The following is a 19,428-nucleotide window of genomic DNA, read 5'->3' as shown; positions in this document are numbered from 1 at the left end:
GCGCCGATGGTACTGCAGGGGGGACCCTGTGGGAGAGTAGGACGCCGCCGAACAATTTTTCCGGGAAAGCCCCGCACCGTATGGTGCGGGGCTTTCCTGCGTTCCGGGCCAGGCAAGACCGGCGGCGAGCAGAGAGAGCTCTGCAACAGCCGGCGGTCTTCGCAGGTACCTCAGAGACGACCTGCGGCCTTGAGGGCCAAGTACGTATCGGCAAGCGTGGGAGCCAGGTTGTCCGGGGTGGCGTCCACGACGACGACGCCGTGGCGCCGAAGTCGGTCGGCCGTGCGCCGACGGTCGGCCTGGGCCTGGTCGGCGGCTGCCGCGTCGTACACCGAGTCGACCGTTCCCTGGGCGCCGGCCATTTCCTCGATCCGAGGGTCGGAGACCGCAGCCACAAGAACGGTGTGGCGCTGGGCGAGCTGAGGCAGCACCGGGAGAAGCCCCTCCTCGATGGGGGCGGCCTCCAGCGTCGTGAGGAGAACGATCAGCGAACCGCGAGGGGCGTCGGTGAGAGCCGCGTTGGCCAGGCCGCGGGCGTCCGTCTCGATGAGCTGGGGCTCCAGCGTGGCCAGGGTGTTGATGACGGTGGGCAGGACGTTGCCCGCGGCCGTTCTACTCTGGACGCGGGCTCGGACCTGGCGGTCGTAGGCGAGGAGGCTCACCCGGTCGCCGGCGCGCACGGCGAGAGCGGTGAGAAGGAGCGTGGCGTCCATCGAGGCGTCCAGGCGGGGGACGTCACCCACCCGCCCCGCCGACGTGCGGCCGGTGTCAAGGACGATCAAGATGTGCCGGTCACGCTCGGGGCGCCATGTCCGGACCGCTACCGCGGACTGGCGTGCGGTGGCCCGCCAGTCGATGGAGCGGGTGTCGTCCCCGGGCACGTAGGCCCGCAGACTGTCGAACTCCGTGCCCTCACCGCGTGTCAGGACGCTGGTGCGGCCGTCCAGTTCCCGGAGCCTGGCGAGCCGGGAGGGCAGGTGCTTGCGGCTGGTGAACGGTGGCAGGACCCGTACGGTCCACGGGGCCCGGTGCTGCCCCTGGCGTGCGGCGAGGCCGAGCGGTCCGTACGAGCGGACCGTGATGCGCTCCGCCTGCCGTTCGCCGCGACGGGTCGGGTGCAGAACGGTGACCAAGCGTCGGCGTTCCCCGGCGGGGATCGTCAGCGTGTGACGGGAGGCGCGGCGTTCGGTGCCTGAGGCCCAGCTGCTGGGGGGCCAGGCATCCCGTAGCTGGGCGCGTAGACGCCGACGCGAGGTGTTGGTGACTGTCAGTTGCGCTTCTACCGCGTCACCGAGTCGAACAGATGTATCGCCGGATCGAGTGAATCGGAGCGTGCGCACTGGCGCGGCCAGGGCGTAGTCGCACAGAATTGCCAGTGAGAGCGGGGCATTGACCGCGAGCATCCCGGCCCAGCTGGGAGCGAGGATGCCTACGGGGAGTGACCCCAGGGCTGCCAGCAGCGCCGTACGTCCGGTGAGGGCCATGGTCACCGCCTCATCGGGGTACGGGCACGTGGGCGAGCACTGAGGCGATGACGGAGTCGGGGGTGACTCCTTCCATTTCCGCCTCGGGCCGCAGGTGGATGCGATGACGGAGGGTGGGGAGCGCCAAGGCCTTCACATCGTCCGGGATGACATAGTCCCGGCCGGTCAGCCAGGCCCAGGCGCGGGCGGTCGACAGCAGTGCGGTGGTGCCTCGGGGAGAGACGCCGAGGGCGAGTGAGGGGGAATCGCGCGTGGCACGGCAGATATCGACGACATAGCCGGCGATCTCGGGGGAGACGGTCGTCTTCGCGACGGCCTCGCGTGCTGCTTCCAGATCGGCGGGTCCGGCAACGGGCCGTAGCCCTGCGGCCGCCAGATCGCGCGGGTTGAAGCCGTCGGCGTGACGGGTGAGGACGTCGACTTCGTCCTGCCGCGAGGGGAGCGGAACCGTCAGTTTGAGTAGGAAGCGGTCCAGTTGGGCTTCGGGGAGGGGGTAGGTGCCTTCGTACTCGACGGGGTTCTGGGTCGCGGCGACGAGGAAGGGGTCGGGCAGGGGCCGCGGCGTTCCGTCGACGGTGACCTGTCGCTCCTCCATCGCCTCCAGGAGGGAGGACTGGGTCTTGGGAGGGGTGCGGTTGATCTCGTCGGCGATCAGCAGGTTGGTGAAGACGGGGCCCGGCTGGAAGGAGAACTCTGCGGTGCGTGCGTCGTAGACCAGTGAGCCCGTGACGTCGCTGGGCATCAGGTCGGGGGTGAACTGGACGCGCTTAGTGTCGAGTTCGAGTGAAGCGGCGAGGGCACGGACCAGCAGGGTCTTGGCCACTCCGGGCACGCCTTCGAGGAGTACGTGACCCCGGCAGAGCAGCGCGACGACGAGTCCGGTGACGGCCGGGTCCTGGCCGACGACGGCCTTGGCGATCTCGGAGCGCAGAGCCTCCAAAGAAGCGCGGGCGCTGTCGGACGGCTCCGGTTCCGCAGGCCTCACGGGGGCCGCTGCGGGCACCGTGGGCTCGGCCGACTCGGCCGGCTCGGGGGTCGGGGCGCTCATGAAGTGCGTACCTCTCTTTCGAGGGCGTCGAGTTGATCGGCGAGAAGGACCAGGGCGGTGTCGGTGGAGGGAGCCGTGCCGAAGAGCAGGGCGCCGAGGTCGCGGTCCGCGGCGGTGATGCGTGCGGACACGGCGGTGAGGAGGACGTCGGGGCTGTGCGCGTCACGGGCGGGCACACCGGTGAGGGGCGCGATGCGGGTGCGGGTGGCGGCTCGGAGGGCGTCGGCGGCCCGGTCGCGGGCGTTGGCCTTGCGGTAGAGGAGGGAGCGGCCTTCGGCGGATTCGGATGCGCGGATGGCCACCGGCAGCCGCTCCGTTACCAGGGGGCCGAGTCGGCGGGCCCGCCAGACGGCGGCGAGGACTGCGGCGAGGGCGAGTTGCAGCGTTCCCCACAGCCAGCCGGAGGGGACGAGGTCGAGGAAGCTGCTCTCGGCGGCTGCCTCTTCCCTCGCTCCGCCCTCCGACTGTTCCTCGTTCCCGTCGCCGGGGGCGCCGTCATCGGTAGTCACGGATGGATCGGTGAGAGAGGGGAGGTACCAGACGAGATGGGGACGGGAGCCGAGGAGTTGCAGGGCGAGAGAGGCGTTGCCCTGCTTGTCGAGACGCTCGTTTTGGAGGAAGTCGGGGGAGCCGAGGACGACAGTGTCGCCGCCCGCTCCGGTCGGGAGGACGACCAGGCTGGGGAGGCCTGCGCTCGGGTAGCAGGCGACGGCGGTGGGGTCCTGCGTCGTGTAGCGCGTGCCGCCCATGTCCGCTGTGCCGGCCCGCCGGGCGACGGGGAGCTCGCACGCCGGGGCGAGAGCACTGGGGGCCTGGTGCGACTGGGCGCGGATGCCGGGGGCGAGCCGGTGCGTGGCTCCGGGCCCCGGGGCGACCAGGAGGGTGCGTCCCGGGGAGGCGGAGGTCGCTTCCTCCAGCCGGAGCTGCTGGGATCGGGCCAGGAGGTTGGGGCCGGTGACCAGGAGTGTGGTGTCGGGTCCGGTCGCGGCGGTTGCCTCGTCGAGAGTGGTGGCGACGGTGACGGATATGCCGCGTGCCTTGAGAAGTTCGGCCACGGCACGGCTGCCCTTGGGGTCAGCGGAGCGGGGGTCGAGCTGTCCGTGGTTCGTTCCGGAGCGTACGACGGCGAACGTGATGCCGGCGACGACGAGGATCAGGACGACGGCCAGGACGCCTCGGGTACGGGTCCAGACCTGGCCGGGGGTGGGCGCCGTCGAGGTGGGGGAGGTGGTGGTCGCCGCGGTCATCCGGTCGCTCCTCGGGAGGTTCCGGGCAGTAGCGGCTTCGCCTCGTCGAGGTCGAGGTCGAGGGTGCGCAGGGCCAGGTATGCCGGCTGGTCCGCGGTGCGGCCCCCGTATGTCACGTCGTCGAAGCTCCGGGCGGCGGCGCGCAGTCGGGCGGTGTGCTCGGGCAGGGTGCGGCCTGCTTCGGCTGCGGCCTCGTCCGCGGTGCGACCGGGGCGGGGGTCGAGCAGGGCACGCTCTTCCAGGGACCGGACGATGGCGCGCATGCGTTCCTGGACGGCTTCGGTCCAGCGCAGGGCCGCGGCGTGTGCTTCGGCGGCGGCGCGGTGCTGGGCCGCGCTGCGGGGGCCGTCGCTGTCGAAGAGGGCGTCCGCCCTCCGGGAGGAGCGTTGCGGGGTGCCGAGCCGCCACCAGAGGGCGGCGATGAGGCCGATCACGACGACGACCAGGACGACGAGTCCGGCAGGGCCGCCGGGGGCGGCGCCCGCGGCGGCGTCGAAGACTCCGGCGATCCAGTCCCAGAACCGGTTCAGGGCGCGCTGGAGGAAGTTCGGGTCGTTCTCGTGGTACATCGGCTTGGACAGTTCGCTCTCGGCCGCCTCCCGTGCGGGGAGACGTGGAGTGTCCACGGGTATGTCGCCCGCCGCGGTGTCCTGCCGTGCTGTGGTGATGCCCCCCGCCCCCGACACCGCATCAGCTCCTGGGGGTGTCGACGCCGTAGCCGGGCAAGCCCGCCGCCCGTGCGAGGTCGAGGTCCAGGGCTTCGCGGCGGATGCGCTGGTCCATGTAGAGGAGGGCCATCACGCCGGCGACGAAGGGGTAGATCAATGTCGAGACGATCACTTCGCCGATGCCGGTGACGATCAGGAAGGACCAGCCGAAGGAGGGGGTGGTGCTGCCGAAGAGGTCGCTGGCCTCGGTTCCGTCGGCGATCACTGCGATGGCGGTGAACGGGATGGAGACGAGGAACGTCAGCAGGAAGGTCAGCAGATAGGTCAGGGCGAGGATCCCGAAGGTTCGCCACCAGGCGCCCCGGACCAGCTTCGCCGACCGGCGCAGCGCGGCCACGATGCTCTGTCGTTCCAGCATCAGCGCGGGGGCGGCGAGGGCGAAGCTCACGTTCAGCCAGAGCATCACGACGCAGGCGGCGGCGAAGCCGAGGAAGGCGAGTGCCGCACCGGCCTCGGAGCCCAGCAACAGGCCGGGGCCGATGCCCACGGCCATGATGGCGACCATGATCACGGAGACCAGCACGGTCAGCCCGAGCAGCGGGAGGACGCGGGGGCGGGCTTCGGCCCAGGAGTCGGAGAGCGTGGTGGGGCGGCCCAGCACGGAGCGGCTGATGACCACGGTGACGACCGACGCGGTGAAGAGCGTGGCGATCATCGAGAGGAGGGAGGCCGGGGCCAGGGAGAGCAGTGTCGAGCGGGCCGAATCGGTGGCCTGGCGCAGGGCCTCGGAGCCGGTGGCGTTCGGGTCGACGGAGGTCGGTTCCGGAAGCACGTAGCGCTGCAGGAGGACGACGGCGATCTGGGTGACCACCGAGACCGCCAGGCTGAAGCCGAGTGCGGTACGCCAGTGGGCGCGCAGGGCGGACACGGAGCCGTCGAGGATTTCGCCGAGGCTCAGGGGCCGCAGCGGGATGACACCGGGCTTCGCGGCCGGGGGCGGTCCTGCCCAGCCCTGTCGCTGCGGGCCGCCGCCCCAGCCGGGTGCGGGCGGCCGTGCTCCGGGACCGCTGCCGGGATTGCTCGGTGGGGACCACTGCCCGGGGGGCGGCTGCTCGGAGGACCACTGTCCCGTCGGGCCGCTTCCGTCCTGGGGGTCGGAGGGGCGGGGGATCGCCGTCTCCTTGCCGTCGGAGGGGGCAGATCCGGGCGACGCCCAGCCCGGAGAGTCGTTCATTCTCGCTCCTTCACCGTCCTGACCGCTCATCGGGGCGGCAGGTTGGCAGCCATCGTGCCACGCGCCGGTCCGGGGCGGACCAGCCGCTCCATCTCGTTCGCGCCTTCATATGCGGGCGCCTCACCGGGCAGACTGGACAGATGGCTGATCAGGACGCGCAATCATCGGTGGGCTTCGAGCCTCCCGCGCTTTCCGTACTCCGCTGGGACGAGCCTCCGGAAGGCCCCGTGCTGGTGCTTCTCGACCAGACGCGGCTGCCGGCCGAGGAGGTCGAGCTGGTGTGCACCGATGTGCCCGCGCTGGTGCGGGCAATCCAGACGCTGGCGGTGCGCGGGGCTCCGTTGCTCGGGATCGCCGGGGGCTACGGGGTGGCGCTCGCGGCGGCGAGGGGCTTCGACGTCGTGGAGGCGGCGGGACTGCTGGAGGGGGCGCGGCCCACCGCGGTGAACCTCGGTTACGGGGTGCGGCGGGTGGCGGCGGCCTACTGGGAGGCGGCCGGGAAGGGGGAGGGAGACGAGGCGGTTGCGTCGGCGGCGCTGGCCGAGGCGCGGGCACTGCACCGGGAGGACGCGCAGGCCAGCAGGCGTATGGCCGAGTACGGCGAGGCGCTGTTGGAGGAGCTGCTGCCGGGCCGTGCGTACCAGCTGCTGACCCACTGCAACACCGGGGCGCTGGTCTCCGGGGGCGAGGGGACGGCCTTCGCGGTGGCGTTGCGGGTGCACCGGCAGGGGCGGCTGCGACGGCTGTGGGTCGACGAGACGCGGCCGCTGCTCCAGGGGGCCCGGCTGACCGCGTACGAGGCGGCGCGGAACGGTCTGGCGTACAGCCTGCTCACGGACAACGCGGCGGGGTCCCTGCTCGCGGCGGGGGAGGTCGACGCTGTGCTCATAGGCGCCGACCGCATCGCCGCGGACGGCTCGGTGGCCAACAAGGTGGGGAGCTACCCGCTGGCCGTGCTCGCGAAGTACCACCACGTCCCCTTCATCGTGGTCGCGCCGACGACGACCGTGGACCTGGAGACCCCGGACGGCACATCGATCATCGTCGAGCAGCGTTCCGGGAAGGAAGTGACGGAGCTCACATCGCCGCAGGATCTCTCGGCCGACGGTGGAGGCGGGATCGTCGTCGCACCCCTCGGAGCCCCGGTGTACAACCCGGCCTTCGACGTCACACCGCCGGAACTGATCACGGCGATCGTCACCGAGGAGGGCGCGATTTCCCCGGTCACGGGGGTCGGACTGGCGGAGCTGTGTGCCAGGTCATCGCAGGTAACGATTAGCTAATGGGATGATGTCGATTATGAAGGGACGCGTCCTTGTCGTCGACGACGACACCGCACTGGCCGAGATGCTCGGGATTGTGCTGCGTGGAGAAGGTTTCGAGCCGTCGTTCGTAGCGGACGGCGACAAGGCACTGGCCGCATTTCGTGAGGCCAAGCCGGACCTGGTGCTGCTCGACCTCATGCTGCCCGGAAGGGACGGCATCGAGGTGTGCAGGCTGATCAGGGCCGAGTCCGGTGTGCCGATCGTCATGCTCACTGCCAAGAGCGACACTGTCGATGTCGTGGTCGGCCTGGAATCAGGGGCCGACGACTACATCGTCAAGCCGTTCAAACCTAAGGAGTTGGTTGCCCGGATCAGGGCACGTCTGCGGCGGTCCGAAGAGCCCGCGCCGGAGCAGTTGACCATCGGTGACCTGGTCATCGACGTGGCCGGCCACTCCGTGAAGCGGGAGGGGCAGTCGATCGCCCTGACTCCGCTGGAGTTCGACCTGCTGGTCGCGCTTGCCCGTAAGCCGTGGCAGGTCTTCACCCGTGAGGTCCTGCTGGAGCAGGTGTGGGGTTACCGTCACGCGGCCGACACTCGCCTGGTGAATGTGCATGTCCAGCGTCTGCGTTCCAAGGTCGAGAAGGACCCGGAACGGCCGGAGATCGTGGTGACGGTCCGAGGCGTCGGCTACAAGGCCGGACCGAGCTGAGATGGCCCGAGGCAGTGCTGCTCCGGGGCCCGGGGAGCCGGGAGTCCGTACGGAGCGGGCTGCCGGCCCGGGACGGAAGGCTTCACGTATGAGCCGTTTCCTGCAGGGCGGCCGGTTGTTCGAGGACCGGACGCCCGGCGGGCCCGTACCGCGGTTGCTGATGCGGTGGGTGCGTCGTCCGTTGCTGCCCGCCGTCCGGTTGTGGCGGCGCAACCTGCAGCTCCGCGTCGTCGCGGGCACCCTTCTGATGTCGATCGGGGTCGTGCTGCTGCTCGGCTTCGTCGTCATCGGGCAGGTGCGCAACGGCCTGCTCGACGCCAAGGGCAAGGCCGCCCAGACCCAAGCCGCCGGCGGTTTCGCCGCGGCCCAGGAGAAGGCGAACGCTCCCCTCGCCCCCGGCGGCCAGGGGAGCGAGGGCGCCGACGGCATGACCGGCAGCACCTCCTGGCGCACCGAGCTCGTCGACCAGCTCGCCAGTGGCGGCAAGAACGCCTTCAACGTGGTGGCGCTCAGCGCCGATTCCGTGACCGAGGGGGCGGGCAGCCGTGCCGCACGCGGTTCCGGCAGCGTCGAGGCGTCCAGCGTGCCCGAGCGCCTGCGGCAGAACGTGAGCAAGGGACAGGGCGCCTTCCAGACGTACTCCCTGATCCGGTACTCGTACGGCAACGAGTCGCAGCCGGGGCTCGTCGTCGGCAAGCGGCTTTACGACATCGATCAGCAGCCCTACGAGCTCTACTACCTCTTCCCGCTCACGCAGGAGGAGAAGTCCCTGACGCTGGTCAAGACGACCCTGGCGACCGCCGGACTGTTCGTCGTCGTGCTGCTCGGGGCCATCGCTTGGTTCGTGGTGCGGCAGGTCGTCACACCGGTGCGGATGGCGGCCGGCATCGCTGAGCGGCTCTCCGCCGGCAAGCTCCAGGAACGCATGAAGGTCACCGGCGAGGACGACATCGCCCGGCTCGGCGAGGCCTTCAACAAGATGGCCCAGAACCTCCAGCTGAAGATCCAGCAGCTGGAGGAGCTCTCCCGGATGCAGCGGCGCTTCGTCTCCGATGTCTCCCACGAGCTGCGGACCCCCCTCACGACCGTGCGGATGGCCGCCGACGTCATCCACGAGGCACGGGCCGACTTCGACCCCGTCACCGCGCGCTCCGCCGAACTGCTGGGCGACCAGCTCGACCGGTTCGAGTCGCTGCTCGCCGATCTGCTGGAGATCAGCCGCTTCGACGCGGGCGCCGCGGCCCTGGAGGCCGAGCCGATAGACCTGCGGACCGTGGTGCACCGGGTGATCGGCGGCGCCGAGCCGCTCGCCGAGCGCAAGGGCACCCGGATCCTCGTCGTCGGCGACGACCAGCCGGTGATCGCCGAGGCCGACGCCCGCCGCGTCGAACGCGTCCTGCGCAACCTCGTGGTCAACGCCGTCGAGCACGGCGAGGGCCGGGACGTCGTGGTGCGGATGGGCGTGGCCCAGGGCGCGGTCGCCGTGGCCGTCCGGGACTACGGGGTCGGGCTCAAGCCCGGCGAGGCGACCCGGGTCTTCAACCGGTTCTGGCGCGCCGACCCGGCGCGGGCCCGCACGACCGGCGGCACGGGTCTCGGCCTGTCGATCGCCGTCGAGGACGCCCGGCTGCACGGCGGCTGGCTCCAGGCCTGGGGCGAGCCCGGCGGCGGCTCCCAGTTCCGGCTGACCCTGCCGCGTACGGCGGACGAGCCCCTGCGCGGTTCGCCGATACCGCTGGAGCCCGAGGACTCGCGGCGCAACCGGGAGAACCGGGAGCGCGACGAGGCCGGGTCGGGTACGTCGGGCGATCACCGCTTGATGTCCGTGCCGCCCCAGCCCGGCGCGGGTGCGCGTCCGCCGCTGCCCGTGCCCGGCCATGGGCCCGTCGCCCGTAGCGGCGCGCCCTCGTCGGTGCATCCCGCCGCGCTGCCCGGCAACGGAGCACGTGTCGTGGCGCGCCAGGCCCCGGAACGCCCCGGTGGCGTGGGCAGCGGCGTACAGAAATCCGACCAGGAGGACACCACTCGTGGGTACTGACCGCCGTCCGGGCGGCCACGGACGGGCGGTGCGGAAGTCCGCGCTGCTCGGTTGCGGCATCGTCGTGCTGGCCGGATGCGGCTCGATGCCGGTGACCGGGGACGTCAAGGCGGTCGACGCCTCGCAGCCGGGGGACTCCCAGGTGCAGGTGTACGCGGTGGCGCCCCGGGACGGCGCGCCGCCCAGCGAGATCGTCGACGGCTTCCTGGAGTCGATGACCAGCGACGATCCCGCGTTCGCGACCACGCGGAAGTATCTGAGCGCCGATGCCCGGCGCACCTGGCAGCCGAGCGGGAGCACCACGGTCCTGGCCCAGGCCCCCAACCGCAGCGGCCCCCTGCTCCACGACGAGGACAACCGGGCCACCCGGGACCGGGAGACGACCTACACGCTGACCGGCGAGAAGGTCGCGGCGGTCGACGCCCAGAGTTCCTACCAGCCGCTCGCGCCCACCGCCTACTCCCAGACCCTGCATCTGGTGCTGGAACAGGTGGCGGAGGGGAAGAAGGAGTGGCGCATCGACATCGTGCCGGACGGCCTGGTCCTCGGGCAGTCCGACTTCAAGCGGCTCTACCGCTCCGTGAACAAGTACTACTACGCCACCGGGCGCACCAACGGCCGGTCGACGCTCGTCGCGGACCCCGTCTACGTACGCAACCGCACGGATCCGGTCACGCGCATGGACACCGCCACCCAGACCGTCAGGACGCTGCTCGCCGGACCGACCAACTGGCTGCGGCCCGTGGTCGACTCCCGGTTCCCCACGGGGACCGCCCTGCGTAAGGGCGTCACCGCGCTGGCGCCGGACGATCAGAACGTCCTGAAGGTGCCGCTCAACCAGAAGGCCGACACGGTGGGCCGGAGCGCCTGCCGGATGATGGCCGCCCAGGTGCTGTACACGCTCCGGGACCTGACCTCGGCCCGGGTCGAGAAGGTGGAACTGGAGGGCGGCGAGGGGCGGCTCTGCGCACTGGACGCCGACGACGCGCCGGAGTTCTCCGCCGACCAGGGCTCGGACGGGGCCGACAGCCAGTACTTCATCAACGAGAAAGGGCAGGTGGAGCGGATCCCCGGCTCCACCGACGGCACCGGAACGCCGGAGCCCGTGGGCGGCCCCCTCGGCGCGGGCGCCGTCCCGATGGGCGCTGTCGGGGTGGCCCGGGACGAACAGCGGGCCGCCGCGATCTCCTCCAACGGGCAGCACCTCTACGTGTCCTCCCTGGAGACGGAGGGCGAATTGGCCGAGCCCCTCGTCACCAGCGCGGCGAAGAAGGCCGCCGACCGGCTGTCGCCGCCGAGCTGGGACGGCCGCGGCGACCTGTGGGTCGCCGACCGTGATCCGGCAGGACCCAGGCTGCTGCGGCTGGCCGGAGGTACGGGCGAGCCGCAGGAGGTCCGGGTGCCCGGCCTCGACGGCGGCCGGATCGAGGAGCTGCGGATGTCCGCGGACGGGGTGCGGATCGCTCTGCTGCTGACGAAGGACGGCCGTACGACGCTGAACATCGGCCGGGTCGAGCGCCGGGGATCCTCCGTGGCGCCCGAGATCTCGGTCGAGGACCTGCGCCAGGCCGCACCGCAGCTCACGGACGTGTCGGCCATCTCCTGGTCGGGACGCAGCCGTCTGGTGGTGGTCGGCAAGGAGGAGGGCGGCGTCCAGCAGGTGCGTTACGTGCAGGCGGACGGTTCCACGTCGGCCTCGGGGGCGCTTCCCGGCGTGAACCAGGTCCAGTCGGTCGCCGCGGCGGACGACGAGCTGCTTCCGCTGATGGCGGAGACCGTGAGCGACGGCATAGTGAGGCTCTCGCCGGGGGACAACTGGCAGACGGTGCTCAAGAAGGGCACGTCGTTGGTCTACCCCGGCTGATCCGGTAGCCGGGGGCGGTTCCGCCCGAGCCTCCGGGGTTTTCCACAGGGGTGGTCCGGTCCCGGCGGGCCCGGCACAGTGGGGTCATGCGGCACGTGTGGCAGGAGCTGTCCGGGCTGCTGCTGCCGGTGGCCTGCGCCGGCTGCGGCAGACCTCGTGCCGAGCTGTGCGCGGTCTGCCGGGCGGCGTTGCACGGCGGCCCCGCCCGCCGGGTCCGGCCCTCGCCCCGGCCTCCGGGGCTTCCGGCGGTGTATGCGGCCGCGCCGTACGAGAACGCCGTACGCGCGGTTCTGCTGGCCCACAAGGAGCGCGGGGCACTCGGGTTGGCGGGGGCGCTCGGGCGGGCCCTGGCGGGTTGCGTACGGGCCGGGATGGGGGAGCCGGGCGGTGCGGGAGCCTCGCGGCTCGCGGGGCCTCTGCTGCTGGTCCCCGTGCCCTCCGCGCGTTCCGCGACCGCGGCGCGCGGCCATGACCCGGTGCGCAGGATCGCCGCCACGGCCGCGCGGGAGCTGCGGCGGGCGGGTCTGCCGGCCCGGGTGCTTCCGCTGCTCCGGCAGCGGCGCGCGGTCGCCGACCAGTCGGGGCTCGGGGCGCGGCAACGGCGGGCGAACCTGGCCGGCGCACTGGCGCTGACGGCGCAGGGCGGGCGACTCCTCCGGGACGGCCCTCTCCGTCACGGCCGGGTGATCCTGGTCGACGATCTGTTGACGACGGGATCGACGCTGGCGGAGGCGGCACGGGCCGTCGGCGCGGCGTGCGACGCCGGTCGGGAGCCCTCCGTGCACGGAGGGTGCCGGGCGGCGGTCGTGGCAGCCTCTCCCTCCGCCTTCGAAATAAACCGGAACTGACCGAGAACCTGCATCGTTGCAGGTAATGAGAGGGCAATACCCCCTGAATGGAGGTACGTGCCAGTAGCGGGTGCCGAGACCCCGCTGTGCAGGCTATGTTCGGTTGTGAGGAACGGTGAATGCCGGACCTCGATGAATGCACCATCAGGTTTCGGGCAGGTAACTCACCGGTAGGAGAAGCACGCAAAGTCGGTGGGGTTGCGACCCTTCCGGCGGGGGAGGAGGAGGCGAAAGCCACCGAGTCCGAGGCCCTGGTGATCTCCGGGGCCTGGTGCAAAAGGGAGATGCTCCGCCGCTGAGCGGGGCGATCCGGGAACGGAGTTCTGCGTGGACATCGTCGTCAAGGGCCGCAAGACCGAGGTGCCCGAGCGGTTCCGCAAGCACGTGGCCGAGAAGCTGAAGCTGGACAAGATCCAGAAGTTCGACGGCAAGGTGATCAGCCTCGACGTCGAGGTGTCCAAGGAGCCGAATCCCCGTCAGGCCGACCGTTCCGACCGGGTGGAGATCACGCTCCGCTCCCGGGGACCGGTCATCCGGGCGGAAGCGGCGGCGGGCGACCCTTACGCAGCGCTCGACCTGGCCACCGGAAAGCTGGAGGCCCGGCTGCGCAAGCAGCACGACAAGCGCTACAGCCGCCGTGGCAACGGCCGTCTGTCGGCTGCCGAGGTCGGGGACGTCGTCCCCGGCGTAGCTTCGTTCGACGAGGACGGTGAGCTGGTCGGCGACCAGTCGCCGGCGCCCGTCCCCACCACGAAGATCGGCTCGCTCGAAGTGCAGGGCGAAGGGCCGCTCGTGATGCGCGAGAAGACCCACACCGCCGCACCCATGTCGCTCGACCAGGCGCTCTACGAGATGGAACTGGTCGGCCACGACTTCTACTTGTTCGTCGACTCCGAGACGAAGGAGCCCAGCGTCGTCTACCGGCGACACGCCTACGACTACGGCGTCATCCACCTGAGGACCGACCCGCTTGCCGCGGACGAAGCAGGCGGCGCGGGCGGTGCGCTCGGCGGCTGAGGCTGCATCGGCGGGGTGCCCCCGGGGCGTTTTCACGCCACCGGGGGCACCCGCGTACGGGCACAGGACCACCGTGCCGGGGCCCGGGCATGGAATCATGGCGGACCGAGCCAATCGGTGTTCCGTGAGGTGCCGTTGGCGAACGACCGACACTTCAGGCCGTGGCCTTCAGGGGGAGGAACGATGGCGGACACCTTCGGGCCCGTGCGCGATGCGAATGACTCCGACGACGACACCGGCGCGTATGCCGGCACCGAAGCGGACGGCGCTTCACGCAAGGAGCCCATCAGGGTCCTCGTGGTCGATGACCACGCGCTCTTCCGCAGGGGTCTGGAGATCGTCCTCGCGCAGGAGGAGGACATCCAGGTCATCGGCGAGGCCGGGGACGGCTCCGAGGCGGTCGACAAGGCCGCCGACCTGCTGCCCGACATCGTTCTGATGGATGTCCGGATGCCCAAGCGCGGCGGCATCGAGGCCTGCACCGCCATCAAGGAGGTGGCCCCCAGCGCGAAGATCATCATGTTGACGATCAGCGACGAGGAGGCCGACCTCTACGAGGCGATCAAGGCGGGCGCGACCGGATATCTCCTCAAGGAGATCTCCACCGACGAGGTCGCCACGGCCATTCGCGCGGTCGCCGACGGGCAGTCCCAGATCAGCCCCTCCATGGCCTCCAAGCTGCTCACCGAATTCAAATCGATGATCCAGCGCACCGACGAGCGGCGGCTCGTGCCGGCGCCCCGGCTCACCGAACGCGAGCTGGAGGTGCTGAAACTCGTGGCGACCGGCATGAACAACCGGGATATCGCCAAGGAGTTGTTCATTTCCGAGAACACGGTGAAGAACCACGTCCGCAACATCCTGGAGAAACTGCAGCTGCACTCCCGGATGGAAGCCGTGGTCTATGCCATGCGCGAGAAGATCCTGGAGATCAGGTAGCCGGTCGGCGCGGGCAGCCGCTCAGCGGTAGGCGCGCTGGAGCGCGTGGCCGATCTCCGTCCTGAGCGGCTCGCGCAGCTCCGGGGCGTCCACCCGGTCCACCCGGATGTCCGTGCACCCCACCCAGGCGGCCGCCTCCACCAGGGCCTCGGCCATTGGGACCACCGCCTTGGGGCCGGCCAGCGATGCCTGCTTGGCGACCAGCGTGGTGCCCTCGCGCGCCGGGTCGACCCGGCCCTGGAGCTTCCCGCCCGCCAGCAACGGCATCGCGAAATAGCCGTGGATCCGCTTCTGCTTGGGCACGTAAGCCTCCAGCCGGTGCGTGAAGTCGAAGATCCGCTCCGTGCGCGCCCGCTCCCAGATCAGGGAGTCGAACGGCGACAACAGCGTCGTACGGTGGCGGCCGCGCGGCTCCTTCGCCAGGGCCTCCGGGTCCGCCCAGGCCGGCTTCGCCCAGCCCTCCACCACGACCGGGATCAGGCCCGAGTCCGCCACCACGGCGTCGAACTCCTCGCCCTTCAGCCGGTGGTAGTCCGCGATGTCGCTGCGGGTGCCGACGCCGAGGGACTTCCCCGCCAGCGCGACCAGCCGCCGCCGGCACTCGGCGTCGCTCAGCCCGTCGTGCAGCAGGGCCTCCGGAATGGCCCGCTCCGCCAGGTCGTAGATCCGCTTCCAGCCGCGCCGCTCGGTGCACACCACCTCGCCGTACATCAGGGCCCGCTCGACGGCGACCTTGGACGCCGACCAGTCCCACCACTCGCCGCCGTTCTTCGCGCCGCCCAGCTCGGTGGCCGTCAGCGGGCCCTCGTCGCGCAGCTGCTTGATCACGGTGTCGTAGACGCCGTCGGGCAGATCGTGGCCCCAGTGCGGGCGGGAGCGGTAGGCGCGGCGGCGGAACGCGAAGTGCGGCCACTCCTCGACGGGCAGGATGCACGCGGCATGCGACCAATACTCGAAGGTGCGGCCGCCCGACCAGTAGGCGTCCTCCACCGTCCGGCGGCCCACCGGGCCGAGCCGGGCGTAGGGGATCAGCTCGTGCGAGCGGGCCAGCACCGAGATCGTGTCCAGCTGGACCGCGCCGAGGTGGCGCAGCACCCCCGGCACCCCCGCCCGGCGGTCCGGAGCCCCCAGGAAGCCCTGGGCGCGCAGCGCGATGCGGCGGGCCTGGTCGGCGGAGAGTTCGACTGCGGGAGGAGGCACAGGCGTCATACGTCGAACCCTAGACGGCGCCACTGACAGTCCGGCCCCGGATTCCGCCCGTGGATCACGGGCGGCCAGGTCGGTCAACGCCCGGAATCCGGGGCCCCGCCGGGCTGGGGCGCGTGCCGCTCGGGGACGTACGGGTGGGCGCCCGCGAGCCCCAGGTCGGACGGGAGCAGGGCGGCCGTCCAGGCATCGCGCCGCACCCCTTTGTTGAGCAGCCCGGACCGCTGTTCGCCCTCCAGCCGGAACCCCGCCCGCAGGGCGACGGCCCGGGAGGCCACGTTGCCGATCTCGGCCCGCCATTCCAGCCGGTCCGCCCCCAGCGAGGTGAAGGCCCAGCGGGCGGAGCCGAGCACCGCCTCGGTGACGTAGCCGCGGCCGCGGTGCTCCTTGGTGGACCAGTAGCCCACCTCGTACGTCCCCGGACGGCTGCGGCGGTCGATGCCGAGCGCCCCGACGAGCGCCCCGGTCTCCCGCAGGATCAGGGCGAAGCCGTAGGAGGAGTCGTCCTGCCAGCCCGCCGGGGCGAGCTTCGTGGTGAACAGTTCCGCGTCGGTGAGGCGGTACGGGGAGGGGATCACCGTCCAGCGCTGGATGTCCGGGTCCTGACAGGCGGCGTGCACCCGGTACGTGTCCTGCGGGCCGAAGGGCCGCAGGAGCAGGCGTTCCGTGGTGAGGGTGATCGGCTCCATGGGCCGATTCTCGTGAGCCCGCTGCCGTGATGCGAGCACTTTTCGGGCTTCCCGGCACCTTCCGTGCGTCTGGACCGTTGTCCTGTAAGGGTGCGGCGAGGTCCACGCGACGGCAGCCCTCCCGACGCGGTGGTGTCCTCGCTTACGATGGCCGTTGCGGTGGGGCCCACCTGCCGTGCCCGCGCCAGAGTCCATTACACGACCCAGTGCCAGGCCCGACCGGCAAGGAGACCAGCCTCAGTGTCCGTCTTCAACAAGCTCATGCGTGCAGGCGAAGGCAAGATCCTGCGCAAACTGCACCGCATCGCGGACCAGGTCAGCTCCATCGAAGAGGACTTCGTCAACCTCTCCGACGCCGAGCTGCGGGCGCTCACCGACGAGTACAAGGAACGGTACGCGGACGGCGAGAGCCTGGACGACCTGCTTCCCGAAGCGTTCGCCACGGTCCGTGAGGCCGCGAAGCGCGTCCTCGGACAGCGCCACTACGACGTCCAGATGATGGGCGGCGCCGCCCTGCACCTCGGATATGTGGCCGAGATGAAGACCGGTGAGGGCAAGACCCTCGTCGGCACCCTGCCCACGTATCTGAATGCGCTCTCCGGCAAGGGCGTGCACCTGATCACGGTCAACGACTATCTCGCCGAGCGTGACTCCGAGATGATGGGCCGGGTCCACAAGTTCCTCGGCCTGACCGTCGGCTGCATCGTCGCCAACATGACCCCGGCCCAGCGTCGTGAGCAGTACGCCTGCGACATCACGTACGGCACGAACAACGAATTCGGCTTCGACTACCTCCGCGACAACATGGCGTGGTCCAAGGAGGAGCTCGTCCAGCGCGGCCACAACTTCGCCGTGGTCGACGAGGTCGACTCGATCCTGGTCGACGAGGCCCGTACGCCGCTGATCATCTCCGGCCCGGCCGACCAGGCCACGAAGTGGTACGGCGACTTCGCCAAGCTGGTCACGCGTCTCACCAAGGGCGAGGCGGGCAACCAGCTCAAGGGCATCGAGGAGACCGGCGACTACGAGGTCGACGAGAAGAAGCGGACCGTGGCCATCCACGAGTCCGGCGTCGCCAAGGTCGAGGACTGGCTCGGCATCGACAACCTCTACGAGTCGGTGAACACCCCGCTCGTCGGTTATCTGAACAACGCCATCAAGGCCAAGGAACTGTTCAAGAAGGACAAGGACTACGTCGTCATCGACGGCGAAGTCATGATCGTCGACGAGCACACCGGCCGTATCCTCGCCGGCCGCCGCTACAACGAGGGCATGCACCAGGCGATCGAGGCGAAGGAAGGGGTGGACATCAAGGACGAGAACCAGACCCTCGCCACGATCACCCTGCAGAACTTCTTCCGCCTCTACGACAAGCTCTCCGGCATGACCGGTACGGCGATGACCGAGGCCGCCGAGTTCCACCAGATCTACAAGCTCGGCGTGGTGCCGATCCCGACGAACCGGCCGATGGTCCGCGCCGACCAGTCGGACCTGATCTACCGCACCGAGGTCGCGAAGTTCGCCGCGGTCGTCGACGACATCGCCGAGAAGCACGAGAAGGGCCAGCCGATCCTGGTCGGCACCACCTCGGTCGAGAAGTCCGAGTACCTCTCGCAGCAGCTCTCCAAGCGCGGCGTCCAGCACGAGGTCCTCAACGCCAAGCAGCACGACCGGGAGGCGACGATCGTCGCCCAGGCCGGCCGCAAGGGCGCCGTCACCGTCGCGACGAACATGGCCGGCCGAGGCACTGACATCAAGCTCGGCGGCAACCCGGACGACCTCGCCGAGGCGGAGCTGCGCCAGCGCGGCCTCGACCCGGTGGAGAACGTCGAGGAGTGGGCGGCCGCGCTGCCCGCCGCGCTGGAGGCGGCCGAGGAGGCCGTGAAGGCGGAGTTCGAAGAGGTCAAGGACCTCGGCGGGCTCTACGTGCTGGGCACCGAGCGCCACGAGTCGCGCCGTATCGACAACCAGCTGCGCGGTCGTTCCGGCCGTCAGGGCGACCCGGGCGAGTCCCGTTTCTACCTGTCGCTGGGCGACGACCTGATGCGCCTGTTCAAGGCCCAGATGGTCGAGCGCGTCATGTCGATGGCGAACGTCCCGGACGACGTCCCGATCGAGAACAAGATGGTCACCCGCGCCATCGCCTCCGCCCAGTCGCAGGTCGAGCAGCAGAACTTCGAGACGCGTAAGAACGTCCTGAAGTACGACGAGGTGCTCAACCGGCAGCGCGAGGTCATCTACGGCGAGCGCCGCCGCGTTCTGGAGGGCGAGGACCTCCAGGACCAGATCCGGCACTTCATGGACGACACGATCGACGACTACATCCGGCAGGAGACCGCCGAGGGCTTCGCCGAGGAGTGGGACCTGGACCGGCTGTGGGGCGCCTTCAAGCAGCTCTACCCGGTGAAGGTCACCGTCGAGGAGCTGGAGGAGGCGGCCGGGGACCTGGCGGGCGTCACCGCCGAGTTCATCGCCGAGTCGGTCAAGAACGACATCCACGAGCAGTACGAGGAGCGCGAGAACACCCTCGGCTCCGACATCATGCGTGAGCTGGAGCGACGCGTCGTCCTCTCGGTGCTCGACCGCAAGTGGCGCGAGCACCTCTACGAGATGGACTACCTCCAGGAGGGCATCGGCCTGCGGGCCATGGCCCAGAAGGACCCGCTGGTGGAGTACCAGCGCGAGGGCTTCGACATGTTCAACGCCATGATGGAGGGCATCAAGGAGGAGTCCGTCGGCTACCTGTTCAACCTGGAGGTCCAGGTCGAGCAGCAGGTCGAGGAGGTTCCGGTACAGGACGGCGCCGAGCGCACCTCGCTGGAGAAGGAGGGCGCCGCTGCCGCCCCGCAGATCCGCGCCAAGGGCCTGGAGGCCCCACAGCGGCCGGACCGGCTCCACTTCTCCGCTCCCACGGTGGACGGCGAGGGCGGAGTCGTCGAGGGCGACTTCGCCAACGACGACACCACCGGTGACACGCGGTCCGGTTCTGCCGACGGTATGACGCGTGCGGAGCGCCGCAAGGCGCAGAAGAGCGGTGGCGGCGGTCGCCGTCGCAAGAAGTAGCAGTAGGGGCTGTACCCCGGCGGGGGGGGGGGGGGCCGGGGGGGGGGGGGGCGCCGCGCGGCAGGCCCCCCGCGACCGGGGGGGGGCCCGCGCCGCCGGCGGGCGG

15 protein-coding genes are annotated in these 19,428 nt (G+C 70.8%); 8 read left to right on the top strand and 7 right to left on the bottom strand.

The features are described 5' to 3' along the window. Nucleotides 1-170: 170 nt before the first annotated feature. From ACFWM7_RS21765 to ACFWM7_RS21745, 5 genes are read right to left on the bottom strand one after another with little or no spacing between them, the layout of a single operon-like run. Nucleotides 171-1,484 carry a DUF58 domain-containing protein gene (locus tag ACFWM7_RS21765; protein WP_383263031.1) on the bottom strand — a complete coding sequence of 438 codons (1,314 nt, stop codon included), beginning with the start codon at nucleotides 1,482-1,484 and terminating at the stop codon, nucleotides 171-173. Between the two features lie 10 nt (nucleotides 1,485-1,494). Then, complete coding sequence (locus tag ACFWM7_RS21760) at nucleotides 1,495-2,532, bottom strand: AAA family ATPase (protein ID WP_383263029.1); 1,038 nt, start codon at nucleotides 2,530-2,532, stop codon at nucleotides 1,495-1,497. Beyond that, nucleotides 2,529-3,779, bottom strand: coding sequence for a DUF4350 domain-containing protein (locus ACFWM7_RS21755; protein ID WP_383263027.1), 1,251 nt, complete (start codon nucleotides 3,777-3,779; stop codon nucleotides 2,529-2,531). The genes ACFWM7_RS21760 and ACFWM7_RS21755 overlap by 4 nt, the downstream gene beginning before the upstream one ends. Next, nucleotides 3,776-4,465 (bottom strand): DUF4129 domain-containing protein, encoded by a 690-nt coding sequence (locus ACFWM7_RS21750; protein ID WP_383263026.1) that lies wholly within the window; start codon nucleotides 4,463-4,465, stop codon nucleotides 3,776-3,778. Before ACFWM7_RS21750 ends, ACFWM7_RS21755 begins: the two co-directional genes overlap by 4 nt. A gap of 4 nt (nucleotides 4,466-4,469) precedes the next feature. Further along, the gene (locus ACFWM7_RS21745; RefSeq protein ID WP_383263025.1) at nucleotides 4,470-5,681 is read right to left on the bottom strand and encodes a hypothetical protein; all 1,212 of its coding nucleotides are present in this window, start codon (nucleotides 5,679-5,681) and stop codon (nucleotides 4,470-4,472) included. A gap of 140 nt (nucleotides 5,682-5,821) precedes the next feature. Between ACFWM7_RS21745 and mtnA the strand changes: the two genes are divergently transcribed. The 7 genes from mtnA to ACFWM7_RS21710 all read left to right on the top strand — a co-directional run bounded on the left by mtnA (nucleotide 5,822) and on the right by ACFWM7_RS21710 (nucleotide 14,364). Continuing rightward, nucleotides 5,822-6,964: an S-methyl-5-thioribose-1-phosphate isomerase gene (gene mtnA, locus ACFWM7_RS21740; protein WP_383263023.1), complete on the top strand. Its 1,143-nt coding sequence runs from the start codon at nucleotides 5,822-5,824 to the stop codon at nucleotides 6,962-6,964. A gap of 4 nt (nucleotides 6,965-6,968) precedes the next feature. Then, nucleotides 6,969-7,658: a two-component system response regulator MtrA gene (mtrA, locus tag ACFWM7_RS21735; protein ID WP_007448372.1), complete on the top strand. Its 690-nt coding sequence runs from the start codon at nucleotides 6,969-6,971 to the stop codon at nucleotides 7,656-7,658. Nucleotide 7,659: 1 nt separating this feature from the next. Next, nucleotides 7,660-9,696, top strand: a complete 2,037-nt coding sequence (gene mtrB / locus ACFWM7_RS21730) for an MtrAB system histidine kinase MtrB (RefSeq protein ID WP_383263020.1) — start codon at nucleotides 7,660-7,662, stop codon at nucleotides 9,694-9,696. A gap of 28 nt (nucleotides 9,697-9,724) precedes the next feature. After that, a complete protein-coding gene (locus tag ACFWM7_RS21725; RefSeq protein WP_383263033.1) occupies nucleotides 9,725-11,560 on the top strand; it encodes an LpqB family beta-propeller domain-containing protein in 1,836 nt (611 codons plus the stop codon). An 86-nt stretch (nucleotides 11,561-11,646) separates the two neighbouring features. After that, the gene (locus ACFWM7_RS21720) at nucleotides 11,647-12,408 is read left to right on the top strand and encodes a ComF family protein (RefSeq protein WP_383263018.1); all 762 of its coding nucleotides are present in this window, start codon (nucleotides 11,647-11,649) and stop codon (nucleotides 12,406-12,408) included. A gap of 327 nt (nucleotides 12,409-12,735) precedes the next feature. After that, nucleotides 12,736-13,425: a ribosome hibernation-promoting factor, HPF/YfiA family gene (gene hpf / locus ACFWM7_RS21715; RefSeq protein WP_006124981.1), complete on the top strand. Its 690-nt coding sequence runs from the start codon at nucleotides 12,736-12,738 to the stop codon at nucleotides 13,423-13,425. A gap of 183 nt (nucleotides 13,426-13,608) precedes the next feature. Then, the gene (locus ACFWM7_RS21710; protein ID WP_383263016.1) at nucleotides 13,609-14,364 is read left to right on the top strand and encodes a response regulator; all 756 of its coding nucleotides are present in this window, start codon (nucleotides 13,609-13,611) and stop codon (nucleotides 14,362-14,364) included. A 21-nt stretch (nucleotides 14,365-14,385) separates the two neighbouring features. On the opposite strand, the gene ACFWM7_RS21705 is transcribed toward ACFWM7_RS21710, so the two are convergent. Then, nucleotides 14,386-15,573: a winged helix-turn-helix domain-containing protein gene (locus ACFWM7_RS21705; RefSeq protein WP_383263015.1), complete on the bottom strand. Its 1,188-nt coding sequence runs from the start codon at nucleotides 15,571-15,573 to the stop codon at nucleotides 14,386-14,388. 74 nt (nucleotides 15,574-15,647) lie between these two features. After that, entirely contained in the window at nucleotides 15,648-16,259 is a 612-nt protein-coding gene (locus ACFWM7_RS21700) for a GNAT family N-acetyltransferase (protein ID WP_383263014.1), read from the bottom strand. Between the two features lie 240 nt (nucleotides 16,260-16,499). Here ACFWM7_RS21700 and secA point away from each other — a divergent pair, with 240 nt between their 5' ends. Continuing rightward, nucleotides 16,500-19,322, top strand: coding sequence for a preprotein translocase subunit SecA (secA, locus tag ACFWM7_RS21695; RefSeq protein WP_383263012.1), 2,823 nt, complete (start codon nucleotides 16,500-16,502; stop codon nucleotides 19,320-19,322). Nucleotides 19,323-19,428: the final 106 nt, after the last annotated feature.

Origin of the sequence: Streptomyces sp. NPDC058375, from assembly GCF_042723425.1 — a bacterium.
GTDB lineage: Bacteria > Actinomycetota > Actinomycetes > Streptomycetales > Streptomycetaceae > Streptomyces > Streptomyces durocortorensis.
Note: the sequence above shows the minus strand (reverse complement) of the source record. Positions and strands in the feature narration are given on the sequence as shown.

Excerpts from the sequence above, each read along its gene's own strand:
- mtrB (WP_383263020.1), top strand. The coding sequence starts at position 7,660 with ATGGCCCGAGGCAGTGCTGCTCCGGGGCCCGGGGAGCCGGGAGTCCGT.
- ACFWM7_RS21755 (WP_383263027.1), bottom strand. The coding sequence starts at position 3,779 with ATGACCGCGGCGACCACCACCTCCCCCACCTCGACGGCGCCCACCCCC.
- mtnA (WP_383263023.1), top strand. The coding sequence starts at position 5,822 with ATGGCTGATCAGGACGCGCAATCATCGGTGGGCTTCGAGCCTCCCGCG.
- ACFWM7_RS21765 (WP_383263031.1), bottom strand. The coding sequence starts at position 1,484 with ATGGCCCTCACCGGACGTACGGCGCTGCTGGCAGCCCTGGGGTCACTC.
- ACFWM7_RS21700 (WP_383263014.1), bottom strand. The coding sequence starts at position 16,259 with ATGGAGCCGATCACCCTCACCACGGAACGCCTGCTCCTGCGGCCCTTC.
- ACFWM7_RS21705 (WP_383263015.1), bottom strand. The coding sequence starts at position 15,573 with ATGACGCCTGTGCCTCCTCCCGCAGTCGAACTCTCCGCCGACCAGGCC.
- mtrA (WP_007448372.1), top strand. The coding sequence starts at position 6,969 with ATGATGTCGATTATGAAGGGACGCGTCCTTGTCGTCGACGACGACACC.
- ACFWM7_RS21720 (WP_383263018.1), top strand. The coding sequence starts at position 11,647 with ATGCGGCACGTGTGGCAGGAGCTGTCCGGGCTGCTGCTGCCGGTGGCC.
- ACFWM7_RS21745 (WP_383263025.1), bottom strand. The coding sequence starts at position 5,681 with ATGAACGACTCTCCGGGCTGGGCGTCGCCCGGATCTGCCCCCTCCGAC.
- ACFWM7_RS21760 (WP_383263029.1), bottom strand. The coding sequence starts at position 2,532 with ATGAGCGCCCCGACCCCCGAGCCGGCCGAGTCGGCCGAGCCCACGGTG.
- ACFWM7_RS21710 (WP_383263016.1), top strand. The coding sequence starts at position 13,609 with ATGGCGGACACCTTCGGGCCCGTGCGCGATGCGAATGACTCCGACGAC.